Source organism: Spirillospora sp. CA-108201 (genome assembly GCF_050936235.1).
GTDB lineage: Bacteria > Actinomycetota > Actinomycetes > Streptosporangiales > Streptosporangiaceae > Spirillospora.
Genome location: NZ_JBNJNE010000001.1, coordinates 1,350,930 through 1,373,304, shown reverse-complemented (window position 1 = coordinate 1,373,304; position 22,375 = coordinate 1,350,930). Strand labels below are relative to the sequence as shown.

The 22,375-nt window shown below is 72.8% G+C and carries 24 protein-coding genes; 16 read left to right on the top strand and 8 right to left on the bottom strand.

Annotated elements, in window-relative coordinates; genetic code table 11:
• Nucleotides 1–60 precede the first annotated feature (60 nt).
• The 11 genes from ACQEU6_RS06650 to ACQEU6_RS06600 all read left to right on the top strand — a co-directional run bounded on the left by ACQEU6_RS06650 (nucleotide 61) and on the right by ACQEU6_RS06600 (nucleotide 6,443).
• Nucleotides 61–858: a TetR/AcrR family transcriptional regulator gene (locus tag ACQEU6_RS06650; protein WP_499329709.1), complete on the top strand. Its 798-nt coding sequence runs from the start codon at nucleotides 61–63 to the stop codon at nucleotides 856–858.
• Nucleotides 859–964: 106 nt separating this feature from the next.
• Nucleotides 965–1,357 carry a VOC family protein gene (locus tag ACQEU6_RS06645; protein ID WP_499329708.1) on the top strand — a complete coding sequence of 131 codons (393 nt, stop codon included), beginning with the start codon at nucleotides 965–967 and terminating at the stop codon, nucleotides 1,355–1,357.
• Entirely contained in the window at nucleotides 1,354–2,229 is an 876-nt protein-coding gene (locus tag ACQEU6_RS06640; protein ID WP_499329707.1) for a sigma-70 family RNA polymerase sigma factor, read from the top strand. Before ACQEU6_RS06645 ends, ACQEU6_RS06640 begins: the two co-directional genes overlap by 4 nt.
• A 4-nt stretch (nucleotides 2,230–2,233) precedes the next feature.
• Nucleotides 2,234–2,413 (top strand): hypothetical protein, encoded by a 180-nt coding sequence (locus ACQEU6_RS06635; protein ID WP_499329706.1) that lies wholly within the window; start codon nucleotides 2,234–2,236, stop codon nucleotides 2,411–2,413.
• Between the two features lie 83 nt (nucleotides 2,414–2,496).
• Nucleotides 2,497–3,120, top strand: coding sequence for a hemerythrin domain-containing protein (locus ACQEU6_RS06630; RefSeq protein ID WP_499329705.1), 624 nt, complete (start codon nucleotides 2,497–2,499; stop codon nucleotides 3,118–3,120).
• A 312-nt stretch (nucleotides 3,121–3,432) separates the two neighbouring features.
• Nucleotides 3,433–4,221 (top strand): GvpL/GvpF family gas vesicle protein, encoded by a 789-nt coding sequence (locus tag ACQEU6_RS06625; protein ID WP_499329704.1) that lies wholly within the window; start codon nucleotides 3,433–3,435, stop codon nucleotides 4,219–4,221.
• A 7-nt stretch (nucleotides 4,222–4,228) separates the two neighbouring features.
• The gene (locus ACQEU6_RS06620; protein WP_185024558.1) at nucleotides 4,229–4,480 is read left to right on the top strand and encodes a gas vesicle protein GvpG; all 252 of its coding nucleotides are present in this window, start codon (nucleotides 4,229–4,231) and stop codon (nucleotides 4,478–4,480) included.
• 10 nt (nucleotides 4,481–4,490) lie between these two features.
• Nucleotides 4,491–4,802 carry a gas vesicle protein GvpO gene (gvpO, locus tag ACQEU6_RS06615; RefSeq protein WP_499329703.1) on the top strand — a complete coding sequence of 104 codons (312 nt, stop codon included), beginning with the start codon at nucleotides 4,491–4,493 and terminating at the stop codon, nucleotides 4,800–4,802.
• A complete protein-coding gene (locus ACQEU6_RS06610) occupies nucleotides 4,799–5,710 on the top strand; it encodes a GvpL/GvpF family gas vesicle protein (protein WP_499329702.1) in 912 nt (303 codons plus the stop codon). The genes gvpO and ACQEU6_RS06610 overlap by 4 nt, the downstream gene beginning before the upstream one ends.
• Nucleotides 5,707–5,913 (top strand): gas vesicle protein, encoded by a 207-nt coding sequence (locus ACQEU6_RS06605; RefSeq protein WP_258939748.1) that lies wholly within the window; start codon nucleotides 5,707–5,709, stop codon nucleotides 5,911–5,913. Before ACQEU6_RS06610 ends, ACQEU6_RS06605 begins: the two co-directional genes overlap by 4 nt.
• The gene (locus ACQEU6_RS06600; protein ID WP_499329701.1) at nucleotides 5,910–6,443 is read left to right on the top strand and encodes a gas vesicle protein K; all 534 of its coding nucleotides are present in this window, start codon (nucleotides 5,910–5,912) and stop codon (nucleotides 6,441–6,443) included. The genes ACQEU6_RS06605 and ACQEU6_RS06600 overlap by 4 nt, the downstream gene beginning before the upstream one ends.
• 37 nt (nucleotides 6,444–6,480) lie before the next feature.
• On the opposite strand, the gene ACQEU6_RS06595 is transcribed toward ACQEU6_RS06600, so the two are convergent.
• Entirely contained in the window at nucleotides 6,481–7,314 is an 834-nt protein-coding gene (locus tag ACQEU6_RS06595; protein WP_499329700.1) for a class I SAM-dependent methyltransferase, read from the bottom strand.
• 28 nt (nucleotides 7,315–7,342) lie between these two features.
• On the opposite strand from ACQEU6_RS06595, the gene pdxR reads away from it, so the two are divergent.
• A complete protein-coding gene (pdxR, locus tag ACQEU6_RS06590; RefSeq protein WP_499329699.1) occupies nucleotides 7,343–8,908 on the top strand; it encodes a MocR-like pyridoxine biosynthesis transcription factor PdxR in 1,566 nt (521 codons plus the stop codon).
• Here the strand turns inward: pdxR and cydC are convergent.
• The 6 genes from cydC to ACQEU6_RS06560 all read right to left on the bottom strand — a co-directional run bounded on the left by cydC (nucleotide 8,854) and on the right by ACQEU6_RS06560 (nucleotide 16,059).
• Nucleotides 8,854–10,575 carry a thiol reductant ABC exporter subunit CydC gene (gene cydC / locus ACQEU6_RS06585; protein WP_499329698.1) on the bottom strand — a complete coding sequence of 574 codons (1,722 nt, stop codon included), beginning with the start codon at nucleotides 10,573–10,575 and terminating at the stop codon, nucleotides 8,854–8,856. The genes pdxR and cydC overlap by 55 nt on opposite strands.
• A complete protein-coding gene (gene cydD, locus ACQEU6_RS06580) occupies nucleotides 10,572–12,197 on the bottom strand; it encodes a thiol reductant ABC exporter subunit CydD (RefSeq protein ID WP_499329697.1) in 1,626 nt (541 codons plus the stop codon). The genes cydC and cydD overlap by 4 nt, the downstream gene beginning before the upstream one ends.
• 10 nt (nucleotides 12,198–12,207) lie before the next feature.
• Nucleotides 12,208–12,951 (bottom strand): cytochrome d ubiquinol oxidase subunit II, encoded by a 744-nt coding sequence (locus ACQEU6_RS06575; RefSeq protein ID WP_499329696.1) that lies wholly within the window; start codon nucleotides 12,949–12,951, stop codon nucleotides 12,208–12,210.
• 13 nt (nucleotides 12,952–12,964) lie between these two features.
• Nucleotides 12,965–14,308 (bottom strand): cytochrome ubiquinol oxidase subunit I, encoded by a 1,344-nt coding sequence (locus ACQEU6_RS06570; RefSeq protein ID WP_499329695.1) that lies wholly within the window; start codon nucleotides 14,306–14,308, stop codon nucleotides 12,965–12,967.
• Between the two features lie 29 nt (nucleotides 14,309–14,337).
• Nucleotides 14,338–15,429, bottom strand: a complete 1,092-nt coding sequence (locus ACQEU6_RS06565) for an MFS transporter (protein WP_499329694.1) — start codon at nucleotides 15,427–15,429, stop codon at nucleotides 14,338–14,340.
• Nucleotides 15,430–15,621: 192 nt separating this feature from the next.
• Nucleotides 15,622–16,059 (bottom strand): DinB family protein, encoded by a 438-nt coding sequence (locus ACQEU6_RS06560; RefSeq protein WP_499329693.1) that lies wholly within the window; start codon nucleotides 16,057–16,059, stop codon nucleotides 15,622–15,624.
• Nucleotides 16,060–16,554: 495 nt separating this feature from the next.
• Here ACQEU6_RS06560 and ACQEU6_RS06555 point away from each other — a divergent pair, with 495 nt between their 5' ends.
• From ACQEU6_RS06555 to ACQEU6_RS06545, 3 genes are all read left to right on the top strand, one after another.
• Nucleotides 16,555–17,610, top strand: coding sequence for a tyrosine-type recombinase/integrase (locus ACQEU6_RS06555; protein ID WP_499329692.1), 1,056 nt, complete (start codon nucleotides 16,555–16,557; stop codon nucleotides 17,608–17,610).
• Between the two features lie 239 nt (nucleotides 17,611–17,849).
• On the top strand, nucleotides 17,850–18,128 hold the full coding sequence (locus ACQEU6_RS06550) for a hypothetical protein (protein WP_499329691.1): 279 nt from the start codon (nucleotides 17,850–17,852) through the stop codon (nucleotides 18,126–18,128).
• A 109-nt stretch (nucleotides 18,129–18,237) separates the two neighbouring features.
• Nucleotides 18,238–18,831, top strand: coding sequence for a hypothetical protein (locus ACQEU6_RS06545; protein WP_499329690.1), 594 nt, complete (start codon nucleotides 18,238–18,240; stop codon nucleotides 18,829–18,831).
• 581 nt (nucleotides 18,832–19,412) lie between these two features.
• Here ACQEU6_RS06545 and ACQEU6_RS06540 read toward each other — a convergent pair.
• Nucleotides 19,413–20,270, bottom strand: coding sequence for an NAD(P)H-binding protein (locus tag ACQEU6_RS06540; RefSeq protein ID WP_499329689.1), 858 nt, complete (start codon nucleotides 20,268–20,270; stop codon nucleotides 19,413–19,415).
• A 474-nt stretch (nucleotides 20,271–20,744) separates the two neighbouring features.
• Between ACQEU6_RS06540 and ACQEU6_RS06535 the strand changes: the two genes are divergently transcribed.
• Nucleotides 20,745–22,271, top strand: coding sequence for an FAD-binding oxidoreductase (locus ACQEU6_RS06535; RefSeq protein ID WP_499329688.1), 1,527 nt, complete (start codon nucleotides 20,745–20,747; stop codon nucleotides 22,269–22,271).
• Nucleotides 22,272–22,375: the final 104 nt, after the last annotated feature.

The window sequence follows — 22,375 nt, the reverse complement described above, 5'->3', positions numbered from 1 at the left end:
GTATCTTAGGGCGTAAAGAGTTACTCGAACTCGACAGTTTATGGCATAAGGAGATGCACGTTGGTCGTCTTCGCCGGGCAGGGCGACCCGCGCCGCTCGATGGACCTGCTGTGGCGCGGCGCGCAGGCGCCCCGCACGGGGCCGGGACCGCGGCCGGGGCTGAGCGTGGAGGTGATCGTGGACACCGCGATCGCCGTCGCGGACGCCGAGGGGATGGCGGCGCTGTCGATGCGCGCGGTCGGGGAGCGGCTCGGCCGCACGGCGATGGCGCTGTACACCTACGTGCCGGGCAAGGCCGAGCTGGTCGACCTGATGTACGACCGCGCGCTGGCCGAGCTGCCCGGCGGCTACGGCGACGCCGACGGCTGGCGGGCGGCGCTGACCCGGTGGGCGCAGGACTCCTGGGAGTTCTACCTGCGGCACCCGTGGATGCTGCAGGTGTCGCAGGCGCGCCCGGTGCTCGGCCCGAACGAGTACCGGGCGCTGGAGGCGCTGCTGGGCGTGCTGGCCCGCACCGGGCTGCCGGCGCGGCGGGTGCGGCGGGCGGTGTCGGCGCTGTCGAGCGTGGTGCGCGGCGCGGCGCAGACCCTCGCCGAGTCGCGGCAGGCGGTGCGGGCGACGGGCCTGCCGGAGGAGGCGTGGTGGTACGGCCGGGCCGGGGCCCTGGGGGAGCTGGCGCCCGGGTTCGCCGCGCGGTTCCCGCTGGTGGCCTGGCTGGACGCCGAGGACGAGATCGGCGCCGCCGAGGACGTCCCGTACCTGGAGCAGGCGGCGCGGGAGGCGTTCGAGGGCGGCCTGGCCCTGGTCCTGGACGGCATCGCCGCCGCCCTCGACGCCGACGATCCCCCCGGGGCCTGAGCGGCGGCGGCCGGGTCCTTCCGTTACCTTCTCCCGCCGGCGCCCGTCATGGGTGTGACGACGCGATCCGAACGGTCGTCGCATCGACGAGTGAAGCGAGGACAGGGTGCTGACCACCATCATGTACGTGACGGTCTACGTCACCGACCAGGACCGCGCGCTGCGCTTCTACACCGAGGGGCTCGGCCTGGAGAAGGGGGCCGACTTCCCGGGGCCCGACGGGCGTTTCCTCACCGCCGGCGTTCCCGGCGGCCCGGTGCAGATCATCCTGTGGTCGCATGCGGCCGCCGCGGGACGGCCGGGCGGGGCGGGGGAGCCCGCCGCGCCCGGCCCGCTGATCCTCGAGTCCGACGATCTGCGGAGGGACTTCGAGATCATGCGCGGGCGCGGTGTGGTCTTCGAGGAGGCCGAGCCCGTGGACTATCCGTTCGGGGTCCGCGTCGAGGCGGTGGACCCGGACGGCAACCGGGTCTCGCTGCGTCAGCGGCGGGAGCCGTGACCGCCGGCCCGTCCGGCCTCGCGGCCGAGGTGTTCGAGGCCCAGCGCGACCGGCTGCGCGCCGTCGCCTACCGGGTGCTGGGATCGCACGCCGACGCCGAGGACGTGGTCCAGGAGGCCTGGATGCGCCTGGTCCGCCAGGACGAGGCGGCCATCGCCAACCTGGCGGGCTGGCTGACCACCGTGGTCGGCCGGATCAGCCTGGACGTGCTGCGATCGCGCCAGGCACGCCCCGAGGCCGACCGCGGTCAGCGGTTCGCGGACCTCGTGGCGACGCCCGCCGACGACCCGGCGCCGGACGAGCAGGCCGCGCTGGCCGATGCGGTCGGCCTGGCGCTGCTGGTCGTGCTCGACTCGCTCACTCCGAGCGAGCGGCTGGCGTTCGTCCTGCACGACATGTTCGCGGTCCCGTTCCACGAGATCGGCCAGATCCTGGGCAGGTCCGCCGACGCCGCGAAGATGGCCGCCAGCCGCGCCCGCCGCAAGGTCCGGGCCGCGGACCGGCCGGCGGGTCCCGGCCGCCAGCACCGCGCGGCGGTCCGGGCGTTCCGCGCCGCCGCCCTCGGCGGAGATTTCGCGGCGCTCCTGCGGGTCCTGGACCCGGACGTGAGGCTGACCGTCGACACCCCCGGCGGCGTGGTCGTCACGCTCGGCGCCACCGAGGTCGCCGCCGGCGCCCGCATGTTCTCCGGCGCGGCCGCCCGCCACAGGCCCGTGCTGGTCAACGGCGTGCCGGGCCACATGTCCTGGCGCTCGGACGGGACGCCCCTCTCCGTGATCGCCTTCACCGTGGCCGACGGCCGGATCACCGGCATCCACATCGTCGTCGATCCGGCCAGGCTCGCCTCGATCCGGCTGTCCGCCCCGGCCTGAGCCGGTGTCGTCAGGCCCGGCCCAGGACGGGCGGGCCGGGCCCGGGCCGACGCGGATGCGCGAGGGGGTGCCGCTGGACGGCGCGCTGCCGCTGGAGTGGGGCCTGGCGTGGCGGGCGGGGGCCGAGACGGCCCGGGTCCGGGCGTTCACCCGCGCGGCGGTGGACCTGCTCGCCGCCGGCTGACCGGGCGGCGCGCCCGCGTGTGAGGTGCGTCTCTCCGCCGCGCGGGACGTCACATCGGCGGCCGCCGGAGGCCTCTTACAGGTATGGAGACCTTCGCGGTCCAGCCGCGCGACACGACCTGCCGCACCCTCCTGCACGCCGCCCACCACGCGTTCCGCCGGGATCTGGACCGGCTCGCGGCGGCAGCGGCGGCGGGCAAGGGCGGGGCGTCGCACGTGCGCGCGGGCTGGGAGAACCTCAAGGAGCAGATCCGGCTGCATTCGGAGCTGGGGGACGGGTGGCTGTGGCCGCGGGTGGAGCGCGCGGTGGCGGGGCGCCGGGCCGAGCGGGCGGTGCTGGAGGAGATGCGCGCCGACCACGCCCGCCTGGACCCGCTGATCGCCCGCGTCGACGCGGCGATGGCGGCCGCGTCGGGGCGGGGCGGTGACCTGCCGGCCGCGGTGGGGGAGCTGCGCGAGGCGCTGGAGCGGCATCTGCGGCACGAGGAGGCGAGCGCGCTGCCGCTGGCGGAGTCGGTGCTGGCCGGCGCGGAGTTGCGGGCGCTGGCCGCCGAGGCGGGCACGCCGCTGTTCGTCCCGTGGGTGGTGGACGGGATCGGGCCGGTGGAGCGCAGCCGGTTCCTGGCGGCGTTGCCCAAGCCGCTGCGCGAGCTGAACCGGGTGATGTGGGAGCCCAGCTACCGCAAGCGCCGCCTCTGGAGCATCTGACCCGCTGGTCCTGGGCGGGCCGGGGTGTCAGAAGCCTGCGGTGAGCCAGGCGGCGCGGGGCGTCGCGGCCCGGTGTCCCGCGGCCCTGCCGCGGCGGTGAACCGTCTGGACATCGCTCACGACGGCACCTCGCAGGGCCTGCCGGAGTTCGTCGGCGGAATGCAGGAGGTCGGGCGCCAAGAAGAAGACGCGCGGCGCTTTGGAGGGGGCGCAGGAGCGGCTGAAGGAGACCTTCGGCGGCGACTCCGACGACGAGGACGACGAGCCGCCCGCGCGGCGCCGTTCGTCGCGCAAGAAGGAGGACGGGGAAGAATGAGCACGCCCGCGAACCCCGGCGGCTCTGAGGCCGGGGCCCCGATCCCGCAGTACGTGTACGGGGTGACCCGGTCGGGCGCGGCGCTGCCCGCGGACCTGGCCGGGCTGGACGACGGGCCGGTGTCGCTGATCGAGGACGGCGGCACGGCCGCCGCGGTCGTCAGCGACCTGCCGGCCGACCGGGCTCTCGGCGAGCGCGCCGACCTGGTGGCCCACCAGCGGGTCCTGAACGCGCTGGTCGACGCCGGGACCGTGGTCCTGCCGTTCCGGTTCGGCGCTGCCCTGGCCGACCGCGGCGCGGTGGAGAAGGAACTGCTGGCCGGCAACTCCGAGCGCTTCGGGCAGGTCCTGGACCAGCTGGAGGGCCGCATCGAGCTGCGCGTCAAGGGCACCTACGTCGAGGACGCGGTGCTGCGCGAGATCATGCAGAACGACCCGGAGGTCGCCGAGCTGTCGCAGCGGCTGCGGGAGGTCCCGGCCGACGCCGCCGACGCGGTCTACTACGACCGGGTCCGGCTCGGCGAGCTGATCGCGCAGTCGATGCAGCGGCTCCGCGAGAGCGACGAGCAGGTCCTGCTGGACGGGGCCGCCTCGGCGGCCGAGGCGTTCACGCGCAAGACCCCGGCCCGGGAGGAGGACGTCCTGGACGCCTCGTTCCTGGTCCGCTCCGACCGCCGCGCCGCGTTCGAGGAGGCCGTGGAGAAGCTCGGCCGGGAGCACGGCGACCGGATCCGCATCCGGCTGATCGGGCCGCTGCCGCCCTACGACTTCGTTCCGGAGGCGTGAAAAGGCGATGGGATTCTTCTCCGGGCTCGTCACCGCGCCCCTGGCGCCCGTCAAGGGCGTGATGTGGCTGGCCGAGACCCTGACCGAGCAGGCCGAGGCGCAGCTGTACGACCCGGGGCGGATCGCCGCGGAGATGCAGCAGGTGGCCGACGAGGCCGCCGCCGGCGAGATCACCGAGGAGGAGGCCGCCGAGCGCGAGGAGGAGCTGATCCGCCGGTTGAACGAGGGCCGCGCCCGCGGCTACCAGCCGGGCGGCTAGGAGGCCGGTGATGTCGTCCGCGTCCAAGGCCGCCGAACGGGCGGTGGAGCACGTCACGGCGATGACCGGCCGCCGGGCCGAGAGCGTCGTGGGAATGGAGCGCACGGAGGAGGGCTGGCGCGTCACGGTGGAGGTCGTGGAGACCCACCGCATCCCCGACTCCGCGGACATCCTCGCGGTCTACGACACCGAGGTGGACGGCCAGGGCGACCGCGAGCTGCTGGAGGAGAACCGGCGGCTGCGCGAACGCCTGGCCGCCCTGGAGGCGGGCGCCGACGGCGCCGCCGAACGCACCGGAGACGGGAAGGAGACCCCATCATGACCGCCCCCGGGATCACCGGACGGACCGCCGGCGACCACGGCGACACCGAACCGGCCGACGCAGGCGTCTACCTGTACGGGGTGGCGCGGGACCTCGACCCGGCCGTGCTGGGCGACGCCGCCGGGGTGGCCGGCGCGCCGGTGCGCGGCGTGGTCGCGGCCGGTCTGACCGCTCTGGTCAGCACCGTCCGCCTCGCCGAGTACGGGGAGGCGGCGCTGCGCGCCAACCTGGAGGACCTGGAGTGGCTGGAGGCCACCGCCCGCGCCCACCACGCCGTGGTCGACCGGGCCGCGCACGCCGCCCCGACCGCCCCGGTGCGGATCGCGACCATCTACCGCGACGACGCGCGCGTCGCCGAGGTGCTCGTCGACGAGGGCGGCCGGTTCACCGAGGTCCTCGACCTGATCACCGGCCGCTCGGAGTGGGGCGTGAAGGCCTACGCCGATCCCGGGCTGCTGCGCGGCGACCCCGCCGAGGACGGCCCCGACTCCGGTGGGGGGCCCGCGCCGGGCGCCGAGCCCCCCACCGGGCCCGCCCCCGCGCAGGGCGCCGCGCACGCCCCCGGGGCCGGCGCGTCCGGCGGGGCCGGCACCGCCTACCTGCGGCGCCGGCAGCAGGAGCGCCGCCGCCGCGCCGCCGCCGGACGCCGGGTGGGCGAGCAGGCCGACGCGGTGCACGCCGAGCTCGCCGACCACGCCGTGGCGGCCCGGCACCACCCGCCCCAGGACCCGCGCCTGTCGGGCAGGGACGGCACGCAGATCCTCAACGTCGCCTACCTGCTGGACGAGCAGCAGGTGGAGGGGTTCCTGGCGGTGACGCGGGCGGCCGCCGAGAGGCCGGCGGGCATCGAGGTGGAGGTCACCGGTCCCTGGCCGCCCTACTCCTTCATCGAGCCGGGGGCGGTGTGACGGCCGTCCTGGACCAGGGCCGCGACGCCCCGATGGAGCGGATCGCGCTGGTCGACCTGCTGGACCGGCTCCTGGCGGGCGGCGTCGTCATCACCGGCGACCTGGTCATCTCGATCGCGGGCGTGGACCTGGTGGAGGTGTCCCTGCGGGCGCTGATCACCTCCGTCCGCGACGAGCTGCTCCCCGAGGAGGAACGGCCATGAGCCGCCCGGACCGCCGCGAGCCCCCGCACGACCCCCCGCATGACGAGGCCCCTCCCGGGACCGGCCGCGCCCCCTCGGCGCGCGGCGGGCGGGGGAGCGGCGAACCGGTCAGCGGGGAGGCGTCGGTGCACGACCCCGCCGTCGGGGACCCCTTCACCGACGACATCCTGGCGGGACGCACCGAATCCTCCGACGACTCCCCGGTGCGCGCCGCGCCGGTCCGCGAGGCGGACCTGCGCGAGCGGTCCTCCCGCACGATGCAGCGGCTGCGCTCCGACCCCGAGACGGTCGAACGGGATCTGGTGAAACTGGTCCTGACCCTGGTCGAGCTGATCCGCCAGCTGATGGAGCGGCAGGCGCTGCGCCGCGCCGAGGGCGGCGACCTCACCGACCAGCAGGTCGAGGACCTGGGGCTGGCGCTGATGCGCCTGGACGAGGCGATGACCCGGCTCAAGGACCACTTCGACCTCGACGACCACGACCTCAACCTCGACCTCGGCCCCCTCGGCCCGCTCCTGCCCGACCACTGACCCCCGTCCCGGGCCAGACCCGGGACGGGGGAGGCGGTCACCGGGGGTTCACGGCCGTCGCCTTGAAGAACGTGTAGTGGAACGTGCCCTCCGGGCCCGCGGCACGACGCAGGTCCGCGACCCCGCGGTCGAAGTCGGCCGCGGTCGCCAGCCCCGCCGCGACCGCCTCGTCCCGGACCGACTCGATCATCGCGGTGAAGGTGCCGCGGGTGAAGGCCCGCCCCAGATCGGGCCGCGACCCGTCGGCGTAGACGGTGAGCGGGACGACACCGACCCGCCCATACCCGGCCCCCGCCAGCAGCGGGCCCAGCCTGCGCCCCAGATGGGCGTCGCCGCCCGCCGCCGCCTGCAACGCGACCTGGTGGGCGATCACCGCGCGCGCGTGGGCGCTGTCGGGGTGCAGGAACGCCGACCCGTGGTCGCCCTCGACGGCGGTCAGCGTCCCCCCGGGCCGCAGCACCCGCCGCAGCCCCGCCAGCGCGGCCCCCGGATCGGGCAGGTGCTCCAACACGAAGCACACGAACACGTGGTCGAACGCCGCATCGGGAAACGGCAGGTCCCGCAGGTCGGCGCGCATCCACCGCACCAGAGCCTCCGGAAAGGACGCCTCGACACGCGCACGGGCCCGGTCCAAAGACGCCTGCGACAGATCCACCGCGGTCAACCGCACACCGGGGGAGCGCGCCACCAGACGCACCGTCTGCGACCCGACACCGCACCCCGCCTCCAGCACCCGGGAACCCGCCGGATAGGCGGTCCCGTCGTGCAGCAGCGCCGCCAGCACATCGGCCTGATCACCCAGCCGCCGCGCCTCCCGCCCCGAGTACCCGTGCACATAGCCGCCGTGCCCGCCCGCCATCGTGGTCTCCATGCGTCCACCGTGGCCCCACAACGGCCTGATGGACAGGTCCAAAACCACCGAGAACGACCGGGCCACAACGCGAGGGTCGGACTTCCTGCAACTCGACCCCGCCGACGCCCCCCACGGCGGACTGACCGACTGGCTCGCCGGACGGCTCCGCGCCGCCATCGCCGACGGCCGCCTGCCCGTCGGAACCCGCCTGCCCGCCACCCGCCTCCTGGCCGCCGAACTGCGCGTCTCCCGCGGCGCCGTCACCGACGCCTACCAGCGCCTGGCCGACGAAGGCCACCTCGCCGGACGCGGACGCGCCGGCACCGTCGTCGTCGCCGCACCCCTCACCCCGGCCCCGCGCAGCACCACCGGCCAGACCCGCACCCCCACCGCCCCACCACCGCCCCCCGCACCCATCCCGCCGCAACCGGGCCCGGACGTCTTCGACACCCTGCGCGACCTGCCCGCCCGCATCGACCTGTCACCCGGCCTGCCCGACCTCGCCGCCTTCCCCCGCGCGGCCTGGCAGCGCGCCGAACGCACCGTCCTACGCGACCTGCCCGCCACCGGCCTCGGCTACGGCGACCCGCGCGGCACCCCCGCCCTGCGCACCGCCGTCGCCGCCTGGCTCGCCCGCTACCGCGGCATCAACGCCGACCCCGCCGCCCTCATCATCACCGCCGGCACCGCCCAGGCCCTCGCCCTCACCACCCGCGTCCTCGCACACAGCGGCATCGACCGGATCGCCGTGGAAGACCCCGGCTCCCTCGGCGTCCGCCAGCACCTGGCGCACTGGGGGATGGCCACCCCGCCCGTCCCCGTCGACACCGCCGGGATCCGCGTCGACCGCCTGCGCGCCACCGGCGCCCCCGCCGTCCTGCTCACCCCCGCCCACCAGTTCCCCACCGGCGCCGTACTCGGCGGCGACCGCCGCCGCGACCTCACCCGCTGGGCCGCCGCCGGCGGCCTGATCATCGAAGACGACTACGACGCCGAGCACCGCTACGACCGCCCCCCGGTCCCCGCACTGCGCTCCCTGCTCACCGACCACACCTTCTACCTCGGCAGCGTCTCCAAACTCCTGGCCCCCGCCCTGCGGATCGGCTGGATCCTCCCGCCGCCCCCGCACCTGGACGCCGTCATCGCCGAGAAACGCTTCGCCGACCTCGGCAACGCCGCCCTCCCGCAACTCGTCCTCGCCGAACTCATGAACTCCGGCGAGATGGAACGCACCCTGCGGCTACTGCGCCGCCGCCACCGACACCGCCGCGACACGATGATCAAAGCCATCACCGCGCACCTGCCCACCGCCGCAGTCCACGGCGCCGCCGCCGGACTGCACCTCACCATCACCTTCCCCGACCCACCGGCCGGCCTCCGCGACACCGACCTCGCCGCGGCCGCACTCGAACACGGCGTCAAGACCCACCCGCTGTCATGGCACGCACAACGCCCCCACCCGCCCGGACTGGTCCTCGGCTACGCGGCCGTCCCCACCTCGGCCATCCCCGACGCCATCACCGCACTCGCCCACGCACTCCACAACCACCACCAGGGTCAGCACGCCACCGCCCGAGACGCCAGAAGCTCCGCCTCCCACAGATCCCGGTAAGCGCCCGCCACCGCCAGCAACTCCCCATGCCGGCCCCGCTGCACCACCCGCCCCCGATCCAGCACCACCACCTCGTCAGCCGCCCCCAACGCCGCCAGCCGATGCGTGACCAGCAGCAGCGTCCCGCCACCCGGCGCCTCCAGCAGATCCCGCGTCACCACGTCCGCCGCCTCGGGATCCAGCCCCTCCGCCGGCTCGTCCAGCACCAGCACCGGCGGATCGGCCAGCAACGCCCGCGCCAGCAGCAACCGCTGCCGCTGCCCGCCCGACAGCCCGCGCCCACCCGCCCCCACCACGGTGTCCCACCCCTCCGGCAACACCCGCACCACCTCGCCGAACCGCGCCCGCTCCGCAGCCGCCCACAACTCCGCCTCACCCGCGCCCGGACGCGCCAGCAGCACGTTCGCCCGCACCGACGCGGCGAACACATGCGCGTCCTGCGCCAACCCCCGCACCGCCGCCCGCACATCCCCAGGCGCATACCCGCCGACGTCCCGCCCACCGACCAGCACCACACCCGACACCACCGGCACATCCCCCGACACCGCCGCCAGCAACGTGCTCTTGCCCGCGCCGCTCGCCCCCACCACCGCGACCCGCCGGCCCCGCTCCACCCGCAGATCCACCCCGTCCAGCACCGCCCCCCGCCCGTAGTCGACCCGCACCCCCAGCAACTCCACCGCAAGCGGCCCCCGCGCCACCGCCGCCGGACGCCCCGGGCACGACTCCGGGGGAGCGGCCAGCACCGCCCCGACCCGCCGCACCGCCGGCGCCACCTCCCGCAACCGCTGCGCCGCACCCGCCAGCGGCAGCACCGACTCCACCGCCACCAGCGCCGTCAACGCCAGCACCGCCGCACCCACCTCGTCCACACCCGCACGCAACCCCACCCACACCACCGCCGCGACCACCACGCCCTGCACCACGAAACCGGCCGCCGCCACCACCGCCGCCGCCCGCGCCGCCGACCGCTCCGCCCGCTCCAGCCGCCGCACCGCCACCCGCGCCCGCTCCGCATACCGCCCCGACGCACCGAACATCGCCAGATCCCGCGCCCCCTCCAGCACGTCCAGCGACCGCACCGCCAACAGCTCACGCCCCCGCGCCATCCGCGCCGCCGCCCGCCCACCGGCCACCACCGCCACCGACGGCAGCACCACCCCCGCCACCAGCAGACCCACCGCCAGCACCAGCCCCGCCCGCGGCTCCACCAGCCCGCACACCACCACCCCCGCGACCCCGCACACCACCGACGCCGCCACCGGCAGCACGCACCGCAACAACAGATCCTGGACCGCGTCCACATCCGACACCATCCGCGTCAGCGCGTCACCGTCCCGCACCCGCCGCGCCCCCGGACCCGCCGCCGCCAACGCGTCGAACACCCGCCCCCGCAACTCCGCCAGCGCCCGCAACGCCGCGTCATGCCCCGCCAGCCGCTCCACATACCGCAGCGACCCCTTCGCCAGCGCGAACCCCCGCACCGCCACGATCGCCAACGACAGCGCCGCCAACTCCGGACGCTGCGACGCCCGCGCGACCAGCCACGCCGCCGCCGCGATCAACCCCAGCCCGCACAGCTCCGCCGCCGCACCAGCCGCACCCGCCGCCACCAGCCGCACCGCGTGCGGCCGCACCGCACCCCACACCCCCGACGCGCCCCTCACGCCGCCACCTCCCCGGCCCGCCCACCGGCCTCCGCGCACACCCGGCCGCCCTCCAACCGCACCACCCGGTCCGCCGCCCCCACCAACGCCGGACGATGCGCCACCAGCACCGCCGTCCGCCCCGCCAGCAACCGCACCGCCGCCTCCACCAGCACCCGCTCACTGTGCAGATCCAGCCGCGCCGTCGGCTCGTCCAGCAACATCACCGGCCCCCCCGACAAGAACGCCCGCGCGATCGCCAACCGCTGCCGCTGCCCCGCCGACAACCCCGCACCGCCCTCACCCAGCACCGTCCCCAACCCCTCCGGCAGACCCCCGACGAAATCCGCCGCGGCCGCCCGCGCCGCCTCCTCCACCCGCTCCATCCCGGCCCCCGGATCACCCAGCCGGATGTTGTCGGCCACCGACGCCGCGAACAGATGCGGACGCTGCGGCACCCACCCCACACGCGCCCGCCACGCCTCCACCTCCAGCCGCGCCAGATCCACCCCGTCCACCAGCACCCGCCCCGAATCGGGGGACACCAGCCCCGCCAGCACCAGCAGCAGCGTCGACTTGCCCGCCCCCGACGGCCCCGTCACCGCCACCCGCTCACCCGGCCCCACCCGCAGCGACACCCGATCCAACGCCGCCTCCGCCGCCCCCGGATACCGGACCGTCACCTCCTCCAGCACGATCTCCGGCGCCCCCGCACCCGCCACCACCCGGCCCCCGGACCCGGCGACCCCCGGCGCGTCCAGCACCGCGAACACCTCCCGCGCCGCCGCCACCCCCTCCGCACTCGCATGGAAACGCTGCCCCAACGCCCGCAACGGCAGATACACCTCCGGCGTCAGCACCAGCACCAGCAGACCCGTCGCCAGCGCCATCTCCCCGCCCAGCAGCCGCAACCCCACCGGCACCGCCACCAGCGCCACCGACAACGCGCACACCAGCTCCAGCACCAGCGACGACAGGAACGCCACCCGCAACGCCCGCACGCTCGCCCGCCGATGCTCACCCGCCAACTCCCGCACCACCACCGACTGATGACCGGTCCGACCGAACGCCCGCAACGTCCCCAGCCCCGCCACCACGTCCCGGAAATGCCCGCCCAACCGGTGCAGCAGCCCCCACTGCCGGCCCGTCAACTCCGCCGTCCGCATCCCCACCAGCGCACCGAACACCGGCACCAGCGGAACCGTCACCGCCACCACCAGCGCCGACGCCCAATCCGCCGCCACCAGCCGCACCAGCACCACCACCGGCACCGCACACGCCGCCACCACCTGCGGCACATAACCCGAAAAGAACGGATCGACCGCGTCCAACCCCCGCGTCAGCAACGTCACCCGCGCCCCGGCATCACCCGCCGCCCGCTCCAGCAGCGCCCCCCGCAACCCCCGCTTCACCCCCGCCGCGGCCCGGCCCGCCACCAGCGCCACCGCCCACGCCAGCACCGCCCGCCCGGCCACCACCACCGCCACCCACGGCAACGGCCCCGCATCCAGCCCCGCCACCGCCCGCACCAGCAACTCCGCCTGCACCACCAGCAGCACGCCCTGACCCGCCGCCAGCACCCCCAGCAGCACCATCACCCGGCCAGGAACCAACCGCAGCAGACGCCGCTCGACCGCTTTCACCCCGACCCGCCTAAAGGTACGAGGGCGACTCCACACGCCCCCGGAACGTCCACCACACCAGCGCCTGCGACGCCAACAGCAACGGCAGCACCACCACCGTCACCACCGCCGTCATCGCCAACCCCGCACCCTCCGCCACGACCTCCGACCACTCCACCTGCACCCCGGCCACCACCGGCGCACCCGCCATCACCAGCGCCGACAACCCGTACCGGGCCGGAACCCGCCCCGCACGCTCCGCCAGCCCCACCGGCAACCGCCACCGAGCGAACCCCACCCCATGCCAGGCGAACAGCAACGCCAACGGCAACCCCGCAACACTCCCCACACCCAGCCCGCCACCGGCCAGCACCGACCCCAGCACCGCCCCCCACGCCAGCGCCAACGCCCAACTCCCCGCCACGACCGCCGCGTCACACCCGCCACGCCACACCGCCGCGTCCACCCGCCCCCGCAGCCACAACCCCATGTCCCGCACGACCCACCCGAACAGCAGCACCGCGAACAGCGGATACAACTCCGCCACCAACCCGTGCTCCAACCCCGGGAACGCACCCGCCACCAGACCCGCCGCCGCCACCAGCCACACCTCGTTGCCCAGGAAGAACGGCGCGAACGACGCGATCACCAACCGCCGCTCCCGCTGATCCCGCCCCAGCCACGGCAGCACCATCCCCACCCCGACATCCGCGCCCGCCAGCACCAGATACCCGGCCGAGAACACCGCCAGCAAAACCACCGCGAGAGAATCCATCACCAGGCTCCTGTCAGAACGTCGGGCTCATCACCGGCGCGACCGGCTCCACCGGGGGAGAGGCGCCCAGCCCCGCCCCCTCCGGCCCCCGCCGCGCGAACCGCGCCAGCAGCCACGCGTTCACCCCGAACAGCACCGCGAACAGCGCCGAGAACGCCACGAACGACACCGTGATCGCCCCCGCCCCCACACCCGGCGACAACGCGTCCCGCGTCTTCAGCACCCCGTACACCATCCACGGCTGCCGCCCCACCTCACGGAACACCCACCCCGACACCATCGCCACATACGGCAGCGGCACCGCCACGATCATCAACACGTGGAACACCCGCCCCCGCACCAGCCACCGCCCGAACGGGAACTTCACCAGCGCCACCGCCGCCACCAGCAGCATCAGCAACCACATCGTCACCATCAGCCCCTCACCGACCCCCGCCAGCACCGGCGCCCGATAGTCGTCCGGCCCGAACCGCGCCGTGAAATCCGCCACCGCGGCCGCCGCCCTGTGCCCGCCCGTCTTCGTCGGCTGCGCGTACTGGAACTGCATCCCGCCGAACACCACCACCGGCATCACCGACACCATCACCGCCAGCAACCCGATCCGCATCGACCGCCGGAAGAACTCCACCTCCGCCGTCCGCCGCAGCAGGTGAAACCCACTCACCCCCGCCATGAAGAACCCCGCCGTCAGCAGCCCCCCGAACAGCACGTGGAAGAACGCCAGCAACGCCGTCGGATTCGCCAGCAGCGCCCCCACGTCGTCCAGCCGCGCCACACCGTCCACCATCGAGAACCCCACCGGACGCTGCAGCCACCCGTTCGCCACCAGCACGAAGTACGCCGACAGATACGCCGTCAACGTCACCACCCAGATCAGCGCCAGATGCACCCACCGGTTCAACCGGCCCCACCCGAAGATCCACAACCCCAGAAACGTCGACTCCACGAAGAACGCCACGATCGTCTCCAGCGCCAGCGGCACACCGAACACGTTCCCCGTCACCTGCGACAGCCCCGACCAGTTCAACCCGAACTGGAACTCCATCACCAACCCGGTGACGATCCCCACCGCATAGTTGATGACATACAACTGCCCCCAGAACCGCACCATCCGCGCATGCACCGCACTGCCCGACACCGTCGCACGCGTCTGCGTCAACGCCACCAGCGTCGCCAACCCCAGCGTCAGCGCCACGAACAGGAAATGCGTGCCGGCCGTCAACGCGAACTGCACCCGCGCCAGAACCAGCGGGTCCCCACCCATGAGCACACACTCCAAGAATCGATCCGCAACGACCTCACGATCCTCGGCCCGCACCCGCCGCCCGCGAATCCGGCGAGAGCGTTGAACCGCCATGCGCCTTTCGCGTACCGACCACCCGCCGCCTACACCTCCGGATGTACACGCCCACGCCGGGCCCTCAACCCCAGCACGACCGCAACCCCGACATACGGCACCGCCGCCACCCCCATCAACACCCCCGCCCCCGCCCACCGCGACCCCAGCGCATACCCCGCGTACACCAGCACCGCCACCACCTCCGCCCCGAACCCCGCCACCGACGTCACCGTCGCCCGCGCCCCGTCACCCACCCGCTCCTGCAACCGCGCGTCCGCCGACGCCATCGCCCACCGGAACACCCCGAACGCCACCGCCACCAGCACCAGCCCACCCGGCCGACCACCCAGCGAACCCACCGCCAGACACACCGCACCCACGCCCAGCACAGGCGCCAGCCACCGCGCACCCCGGCCCGCCGACCAACCACCCACCGCATCACCCACCGTCACCACCAGCACCAGCAACGGCACCGCCGACGCCGCCACCCCCGTCGACCGCACCAGCAGCGGCACAAACTCGTCCAGCGCGGTCACCCCCTCCAGCACCGTCACCAGGACCAGCGCCCGCCGCACCGCCGGCTCACCCCGCACCTGCGCCCACCCCTGACGCACCACCCGCCCGAACGACGGCTCCTCCGCGCCCTCACCGCCACCCCGCGACTCCGGCAGGAACCACCCCGCGACAGCACACCCCGCACACGCCGCCACGCTCGCCGCACCCAGCCCCCGGTATCCCCACACCGCCAGCACCGGCGACGCCACCGCCGACGCCGCCACCACCGCCAGCAGCGACACCGCCTCAGAACGCCCGACCAGCCGCGCGTAGGCGCCCGGCGCCCCCACCCGCTCCAGCTCCTCGTACACCAGCGCCTGCATCGTCCCCGACCGCAGCGCCGACCCCGCACCCCACAGCACGAAACCTGCCGCGAACGCCGGATACGAAGGAAAGAAGGCCCACAGCCCGAAACCCGCGCCCGCCAGCAGGGGAGCGGCCACCAGCAGCAACCGCCGCGAGAACACATCCGCCCACAAACCGGACGGCAGTTCCAGCGCGAACGCCGTGACCGACCAGATCACGAACAGGGACGAGACGGCCGCGGGGGAGAGCCCGGTCTCGGCGAACAGCACCGCGTACACCGGGTACAGAAGGACGAAATCCTCAAGGAACGCGTAGCCGTACAGCCTCCGCGCGAGCCCTGCCTCAGGTGAAGATCAATGTCGTCGGCGCATGCCCGCACCCTAACCGCCGCGAAGCCACCCGCGCACCAGGAAATCGACGGGGGAGAGGCCCGACGGAATCGTCACTTTCTGTAACGACCTGGGGTCATCTCACGCGCCCACGGGGGAGCGGCCGAAGAGCGCCAGCAAGCGCGCCTGGTCGCCGGCATCGCCGGGGACGGCGACCTCGGGACCCAGCATGCCCGCCTCCCGACCGCCAGGCGCCATCTCCCGCGCGGTCGCCAGCGCGGGACCTACCAGATCGGCGTCGAAGACGACCGACTGCCCGGTGGCCTGGGCCAGATCCCACGCGTGGACGAGCAACTCCAGCGGATCCGCGCCGGCCACCTCGTGCCAGTCCGGATCGTCCTCGGGCAGCGGACGCCCGGCGGCCCGCAGCTCGACCACCAGCAGGCCCGCCGTCACATGCCCGGCCACGTCGACCGCCGCCCAGCCCTCACACGGCGAGGGGGAGAGCCACCGGTCAGCGGGCGTCCCGGCGAGTACCGCCTCGAAGACGTCCAACGCCCGAACAAACCTCTCGGGCACCACCCGAATCACCTCTACTTAACATAATGCTCATTATCGACCAACTAACGACACGGCCGGAGCAGGACTCCAAACCACCAATGTCGCTCGCCAGCGCTCATGGCCATTGTCACGGTACTTGGCCGACCAGTTGGCCATTGATCACGGTCGGTGTCGCTCCCAGCGAGCCTGCTGCTGGACCAAGGTCTTCGGCGGTCTGGGCGGACCTGGGCTGTTTTCATGCATGGGACTTCACATTTGCTCGTGTGGGCTCATAAATGGTCGTGCCGGCAGCCGATTTCGGCTCCATCCTGTTTGGCCTTGAGGGTGCAGAACCGCTTGCGACGATGGAGGTATTCATCGTCTCGTGCTGCTGAGCGATTCGGGGTGAGGGGAGGTGGATCGTCGTTGGCTCTGCTTGAGATTGTGCGTCGTCAGGTGTGGTGCGAGGTGGACGCGCGGTGATTTTTCCAGGATAATATGAATTATCCTGGAAAAGAGTGTATTTGGAGGGTTGTGGACGTGTTCAACGGCGAGACCGCAAGAACCGATGAGACGCCGGAGAACCTTTCGTTCCTGCAGGACCGGTGGCTCGACACCAAGCGTGCCGGCCGTGGAATCGCTGACAACACCGAGAAGACCTACCGCGAGGCACTGGCCGGCTGGGCCCGCGAACTCGCCGACATCCATGAGATCACCGTGCCCGACGGCACCGACCCGCGCGATCTCCTGCAGCCCGCACATCTCACCGAAGAATCGCTACTGATGTGCGCAGCGGCCTTCCACCGCCTCGGCCTCAGCGCACGCACCCGCGCCGTGCGGATCTCCGCCATGCGCGGCCTGTGCCGCTGGCTGGTGAAGACCAAACGCCTGTCTGTCGACCCCACCAACGACTTGGAGGTCCCGAAGATCCCGGAGCGGCTGCCGGTCGCGTTGACCGACGAGCAGCTCGGCGAGGTCGTCCGCGCCGCTTCCACGCCGCGGCCCGGGGCGTGGAGCCAGTGGGTGCTGCTGGATCGCGCACTGCTGGCGGTCTTCGCGGGGGCCGGGCCGCGCACGGCCGAGGTGTGCGGCCTCACGGTCGCCGACCTGGTCCGGGATCTCAATGGCTGTCTGCTTCGGCTACACGGCAAGGGGGCCGCAGACCGCAACGTCCCCATCGACGACATCGCGGTCGACGGCGTCGACGACTACCTCGCCGATCGTGAGCAACGTTTCGGGACCGTGGACCCCGGCGACCCGCTGTTCATCGCACTGAACGGCTCCCCCATCACCTCAGGCATGATCGAGTACCGCGTCGACCTGTGGTTCCGCTGGGCGGGTGTCCCCCGCCCCCCAGGCGAACTCGCCCACGTCTTCCGGCACACCTTCGCCGTCGGGGTGCTGCGCAACGGCGGCGGCCTGAACGAGCTACAGGCGGTCCTCGGTCACAAGAACCTGGCCACGACCAGCCTCTACACCAAGGTGGCCGCTCAAGCAGCGCGTGATCTGGCCAGGATCTCGCCGGTCCTGGCGCACTTGCGGGCCACTCGGTTCAAGCTCCCCGATGACGCTTCGGCGCAGCTCCACTAAGCCTCTCCCCCGCGCTTTTCCTGGCCGACAGTTTCTGTACAAGTGCTCGATCGTCGGGTCCGTACGCCGCAGGAGCCATTCACTGGTACATCTCTCTTGCGGCATTCGTGGCCTTGGGAGCCCGTAGATCAGGGACTTCTGGAGGGCGGCGGTGTTCTGCGCTCTGATGAGAGGGCGCCGGGTCCGAGCAGTATCAGCGCGCGAAGCGAACTGATGCTGCGGGAGCCCTCCCATGTGCCATGGGCGCGAAGGGGGTGACCGTGGTGCCGCGGGTGGTGAACGGTTCCGTTTTCCTTGCCGGAATCGTGTGCGGCATCTTCGCAATGCTCGTCATCGGTGTCCACGCCGAAGAGCGCCGCGTCCGTCGCGCCGGTCTCGCCCACTCCCCCGCAGGTGGCGCCTCGCGCCGTCTGCTGAGCACGCAGATGGGCGATGACCTCCCCGGCCGCGTCACGGCTCGGGGTGGGGTCGCCCCGCTATGGTGCTGGTCCGATCAGAAGTTCTCCGGACGGTACTGAGTGGCATGCGGTTCGTCTCGCCCGGAATGGAACTCAGAATGTATGTGCGCGAAGTGTACCTCAGCTTGCCGTTGTGGCGGTTGTCGTACAATAGAAAGCTGGAATCGTTTTGACTGTCGAGCAGGACCGGATCTCGCCGAGCCGGAGGGACGAGCTGCTCGACCGGCTCGGCAGGCCGAGCCGGATATTCGTCCGCGGACGCGGATTTGAGCGGCCCTATATTTCGCCGCCCACCGTCCAGATCATCCGGCGAGGAGCGCCGCTGGAGGTGAGCATGCTCGACCCGTCGCTGACCTTCCTTTGGCTTATCGATGCTCAGGGCGACATCCGTATCGCGCCCGAGCAAGACCCTTCGTATGCAAGTCTCTACCCAAGGCGGGTCTACCTTGAGAGCAGAGGGCTCCCCGACCACGGGCTCAAGCACGCCGATCTCGCGGCGGGGGCATCGTATGACCGGGTGACCAGACTGCTCCGGCTCCGGCCGCCGGCCCGAATCGGCGGGGAACTCAGACCGGAGATCGACTCTGACGGACTGCTCACCGGCCGGTGGAGTTTGAACAACAACTCCGCCTACAACGCCCGCAAGACCCGGCTGGACTGTAAAAGCATGGGGCAGAAGGAACTGCGCATCGCATTCGAACTACTGCGGGCGACTGGCACCGTCACCTCCGACATCACCGTCCATACGTTCAGGCCCGACTGATCGGTCACCGAGCAATCAAGGGCAAGGACATGACTGTCCACCATCGACGACGAGTCGCGCACTCGTCGTCGATGGTGGGATCGGGGAGCTGCTGGAGTGACACCACCGTGCGGCGGTGGATCGGTCGTCTTGACTGCCGCGCCGGCACCGCTCTCCCGGCCGCGTCCCCAAGCCACGGGGCGAGTTCGTCGGTGTTGAGCTGCGAAGCCCCCTTGTTCGAGCTCACTCGACCAACAACGCCCCATGCTCACCGCAATGAGCTGTGACAACGCTCAACCACAGTCACGGCCTGGCGCTTGTTGACGAACGGGCAACCGCGATACTACGGGCCGGGCGGCGACGCGACCTTGAGCGGACAGAGCGGCCAGCGGCTGGGCTGGGATACCGGTTCGGCTGGCCAACACCCCTCCTCGACGTCGCCCCGGCCCTGGTGCCGCTGGCGACCTGGGCGGCCGCCGACCGGCCGTCCTCCGCGCGGCATGTGACCCGCCCGGCTACGGGCCGGATCAGGCGCCGCCGACGGAGGGGTGGTGCGGCGGGCCGAGACCTCACCGCACCACCCCGCCTCGTGCCGTCGGCCGTCAGTGTGCCGGGGCCAGTTCGGCGGCGTGGTCGGCCGCCCACTGCGCGAGCGTGCGGCCCTTCCGCCCGGTCACTTGCTCGAACGTGGGCGAGACCGACGGCGGCTCTTCGGCGTACTCGGCCTGGTAGCCCAGGATGAACTCGGCGATCTCCATCGGGAGCCCGGCCTCGATGTAGGCGCGGCGGGCCTGCCCGTACGTCAGCCCCTCGAACGTGAGGGTACGGCCGAGCCCGGTGCCGATCGCCTCCGCCTGCTGCCGGTGGGTGAGCGCCTCCGGGCCGGTCACCGAGTACGCCTGGCCTGCGTGACCCTCTTCCAGCAGGGCGATCGTTGCGACCTCGGCGATGTCGGCCTCGTGGATCGGGACGCCGACGCCGTCGGGGTAGGCGTTGCGGACCACGTTCTCCCTGCGGATTGACTCGCCCCAGAAGTCGAGCTTGTTGACGGCGAACTCGCCGGGCCGCACGTGGGTCCAGGCCGCCCCGGACTTCTCGACGACCTGTTCCACCGCGTGCAGCGTCTCGTAGAAGCCGGCCCGCCGGGTCGTGACGCCAGAGCTGGTCAGGGACACGATCCGGGCGGCCCCGGCCGCGGCGGCGCGGCTGACGAAGGCTTCCGCGAGGTCGGGCGCGTGCTCTGGATCGAAGACGCCGGGGATGAGGAACACGCCCTCGACCCCGTCGAAGGACAGGTCGCCCGGACGGTTCAGGTCGCCCTGCACGACATCGACGCCGTCGGGCAGCCCGGCGGTCTTCGGGTTGCGGGTGAGCGCCCGGGCGGGCCGTCCGGCGGCGAGGAGCCGATCGACCACGTGCCTGCCCACGGTGCCGGTCGCTCCGGTCACGAGGATGGTCATGGAGAACCTCTTTGTCTGGAAACGAACGAGGGGTGCGGGCCCGCTGCCGAAGACGGTAGGACAGGTCCGGCAGACCTCGCACATGGAACGTTCCCACCTGGGCTTTTGTGGACGTTTGGATCGGAGGCTCAGCGATGACGGAGGCGACCTCCTGATGGGGTCGAGCGACAGCGTCGCGGCGTCCGGAAGCCATCGGCCGAGAATGCGCGCCAAGCGCCGACTGGTCTGCGGCGCTGGCTGCGCAGGCGTGGCATCACGCCACGCATTGCCCGCCGCGGCCGGATGACACGGTCGCCGGGCGGCCTTCAGATCGGCGTTGGCGGGAGGCATCAGGTCGGGCTACGGAGGTGGGGTTTTCTCTACCTGGTTGGGGGTGGAAGCTCCCTTGTCCGGGTGATCTCGGCTTCATAGTGTCCCGTGCATGGGCGGCCAACATGGGGAGGCCACGTGGTCGAGCACACCCGAAGGACTGTCTTGCGCAGCGGCGGCATCGCCGTGGCGTCCGTGCCGCTGGCCGGGCAGATCAGCCCGGCGGCGGCCGGTACCGATCCGGTCATGGTCGGCCCCGGCGATCCGCGCTACCGCTCGCTGGTGCTCCGGGGCTACAACCGGCGCTTCGAGGGCAGACCCGAGGAGATCCGGGTCGCGACGTCCACCGAGGACGTCGTCCGGGCCGTCGAGAGGGCGGTGCGCACGGGCCGGCGGGTGGCCGTGCGCGGCGGCGGTCACTGCTTCGAGAACTTCGTCGACGATCCGTCGGTGCGGGTGCTCATCGACCTGTCCGGGATGACGGCGGTCGACTACGACCGCCGGCGCAAGGCGTTCATGGTCGAGGCGGGCGCCACGCTGGGCGAGGTCTACCGCCGGTTGTACGTGGGGTGGGGCGTGGCCCTTCCTGGCGGGACCCATCCGGATGTCGGAGTGGGCGGGCACATCGCGGGCGGCGGCTACGGGGTGCTCTGCCGAAGGGACGGTCTCTCCGTGGACCACCTGTATGCCGTGGAGGTGGTCGTCCTGGACCGCGCGGGGAAGGTGAGGAGCGTCGTGGCCACACGTGAGGCCTCGGATCCCAACCGTGACCTGTGGTGGGCCCACACGGGAGGGGGCGGCGGCAACTTCGGTGTTGTCACGCGCTACTGGTTCCGGTCTCCGGGAGAGCAGGCGGCGCTGCCGAAGCCGCCCGGCACTGTCCTCACGTTCACCGTGGACTGGCCGTGGGAGAAGCTCGACCGGGAGGCCTTCGTACGGCTCCTGCGCAACTACGGCGAGTGGGGTGAGCGCAACTCGGCGCCTGGCTCGCCCATGGCGCCCCTGTACGGCGAGTTCATCTTTTCCAAACCCGCCGAGAACGCCACTTTGACGGGACAAGTGGTCAGTGACAGCGGCGCCGAACGAATACTGGCCGATCTGATGGGCGCCCTCCACCGCGGGCTCGACCTTCGTCCCCAACCAAGGACGTCCGCCATGGCGTGGCTCCACGCGACACGGTACGGCTTCGACGGGGGTCCCGCGCCGTTCTACCGGATCAAGATCAAGTCGGGTTACCGGCGGCGGCGCTTCACCGACGCGCAGGCCGCCGTCGCGTACGAGCAGCTCGCCAGGACCGACTTCGACAACGGGCACTTCTTCGTCAACACCTACGGCGGCCAGGTCAACGCGGTGGCGCCGGGGGCGACCGCCGTGGCGCACCGCGACTCGATCTTCAAGATCGGCTATCTGGCAGGTTGGGAGGACGCGAAGGGCGACGACCGGAACCTCACGTGGATCCGCGAGTTCTACCGGAAGATCTACGCAGCGAGCGGCGGGGTCCCGGCCGAGGACGGCGGCTTCGGCACGTTCATCAACTATCCGGACGCCGACCTGGCCGACCCGCGGTGGAACCAGTCGGACGTTCCGTGGCACGCGCTCTATTACGGCGACGGCTACGCGCGCCTTCAGCGTGTCAAGGCCCGCTGGGACCCGCGCAACGTTTTTCACCACGCGCTGTCGGTCCGTGGCTGAGCCCAGATCAGGCTGCGCACAATCAGTCCGCCGGGGTCGTGCCGCTAACGGACGTCTCACTGTCGCAAAGGCCCCTGGCCGGTTTCTCGGGTCTCACGTCGGTT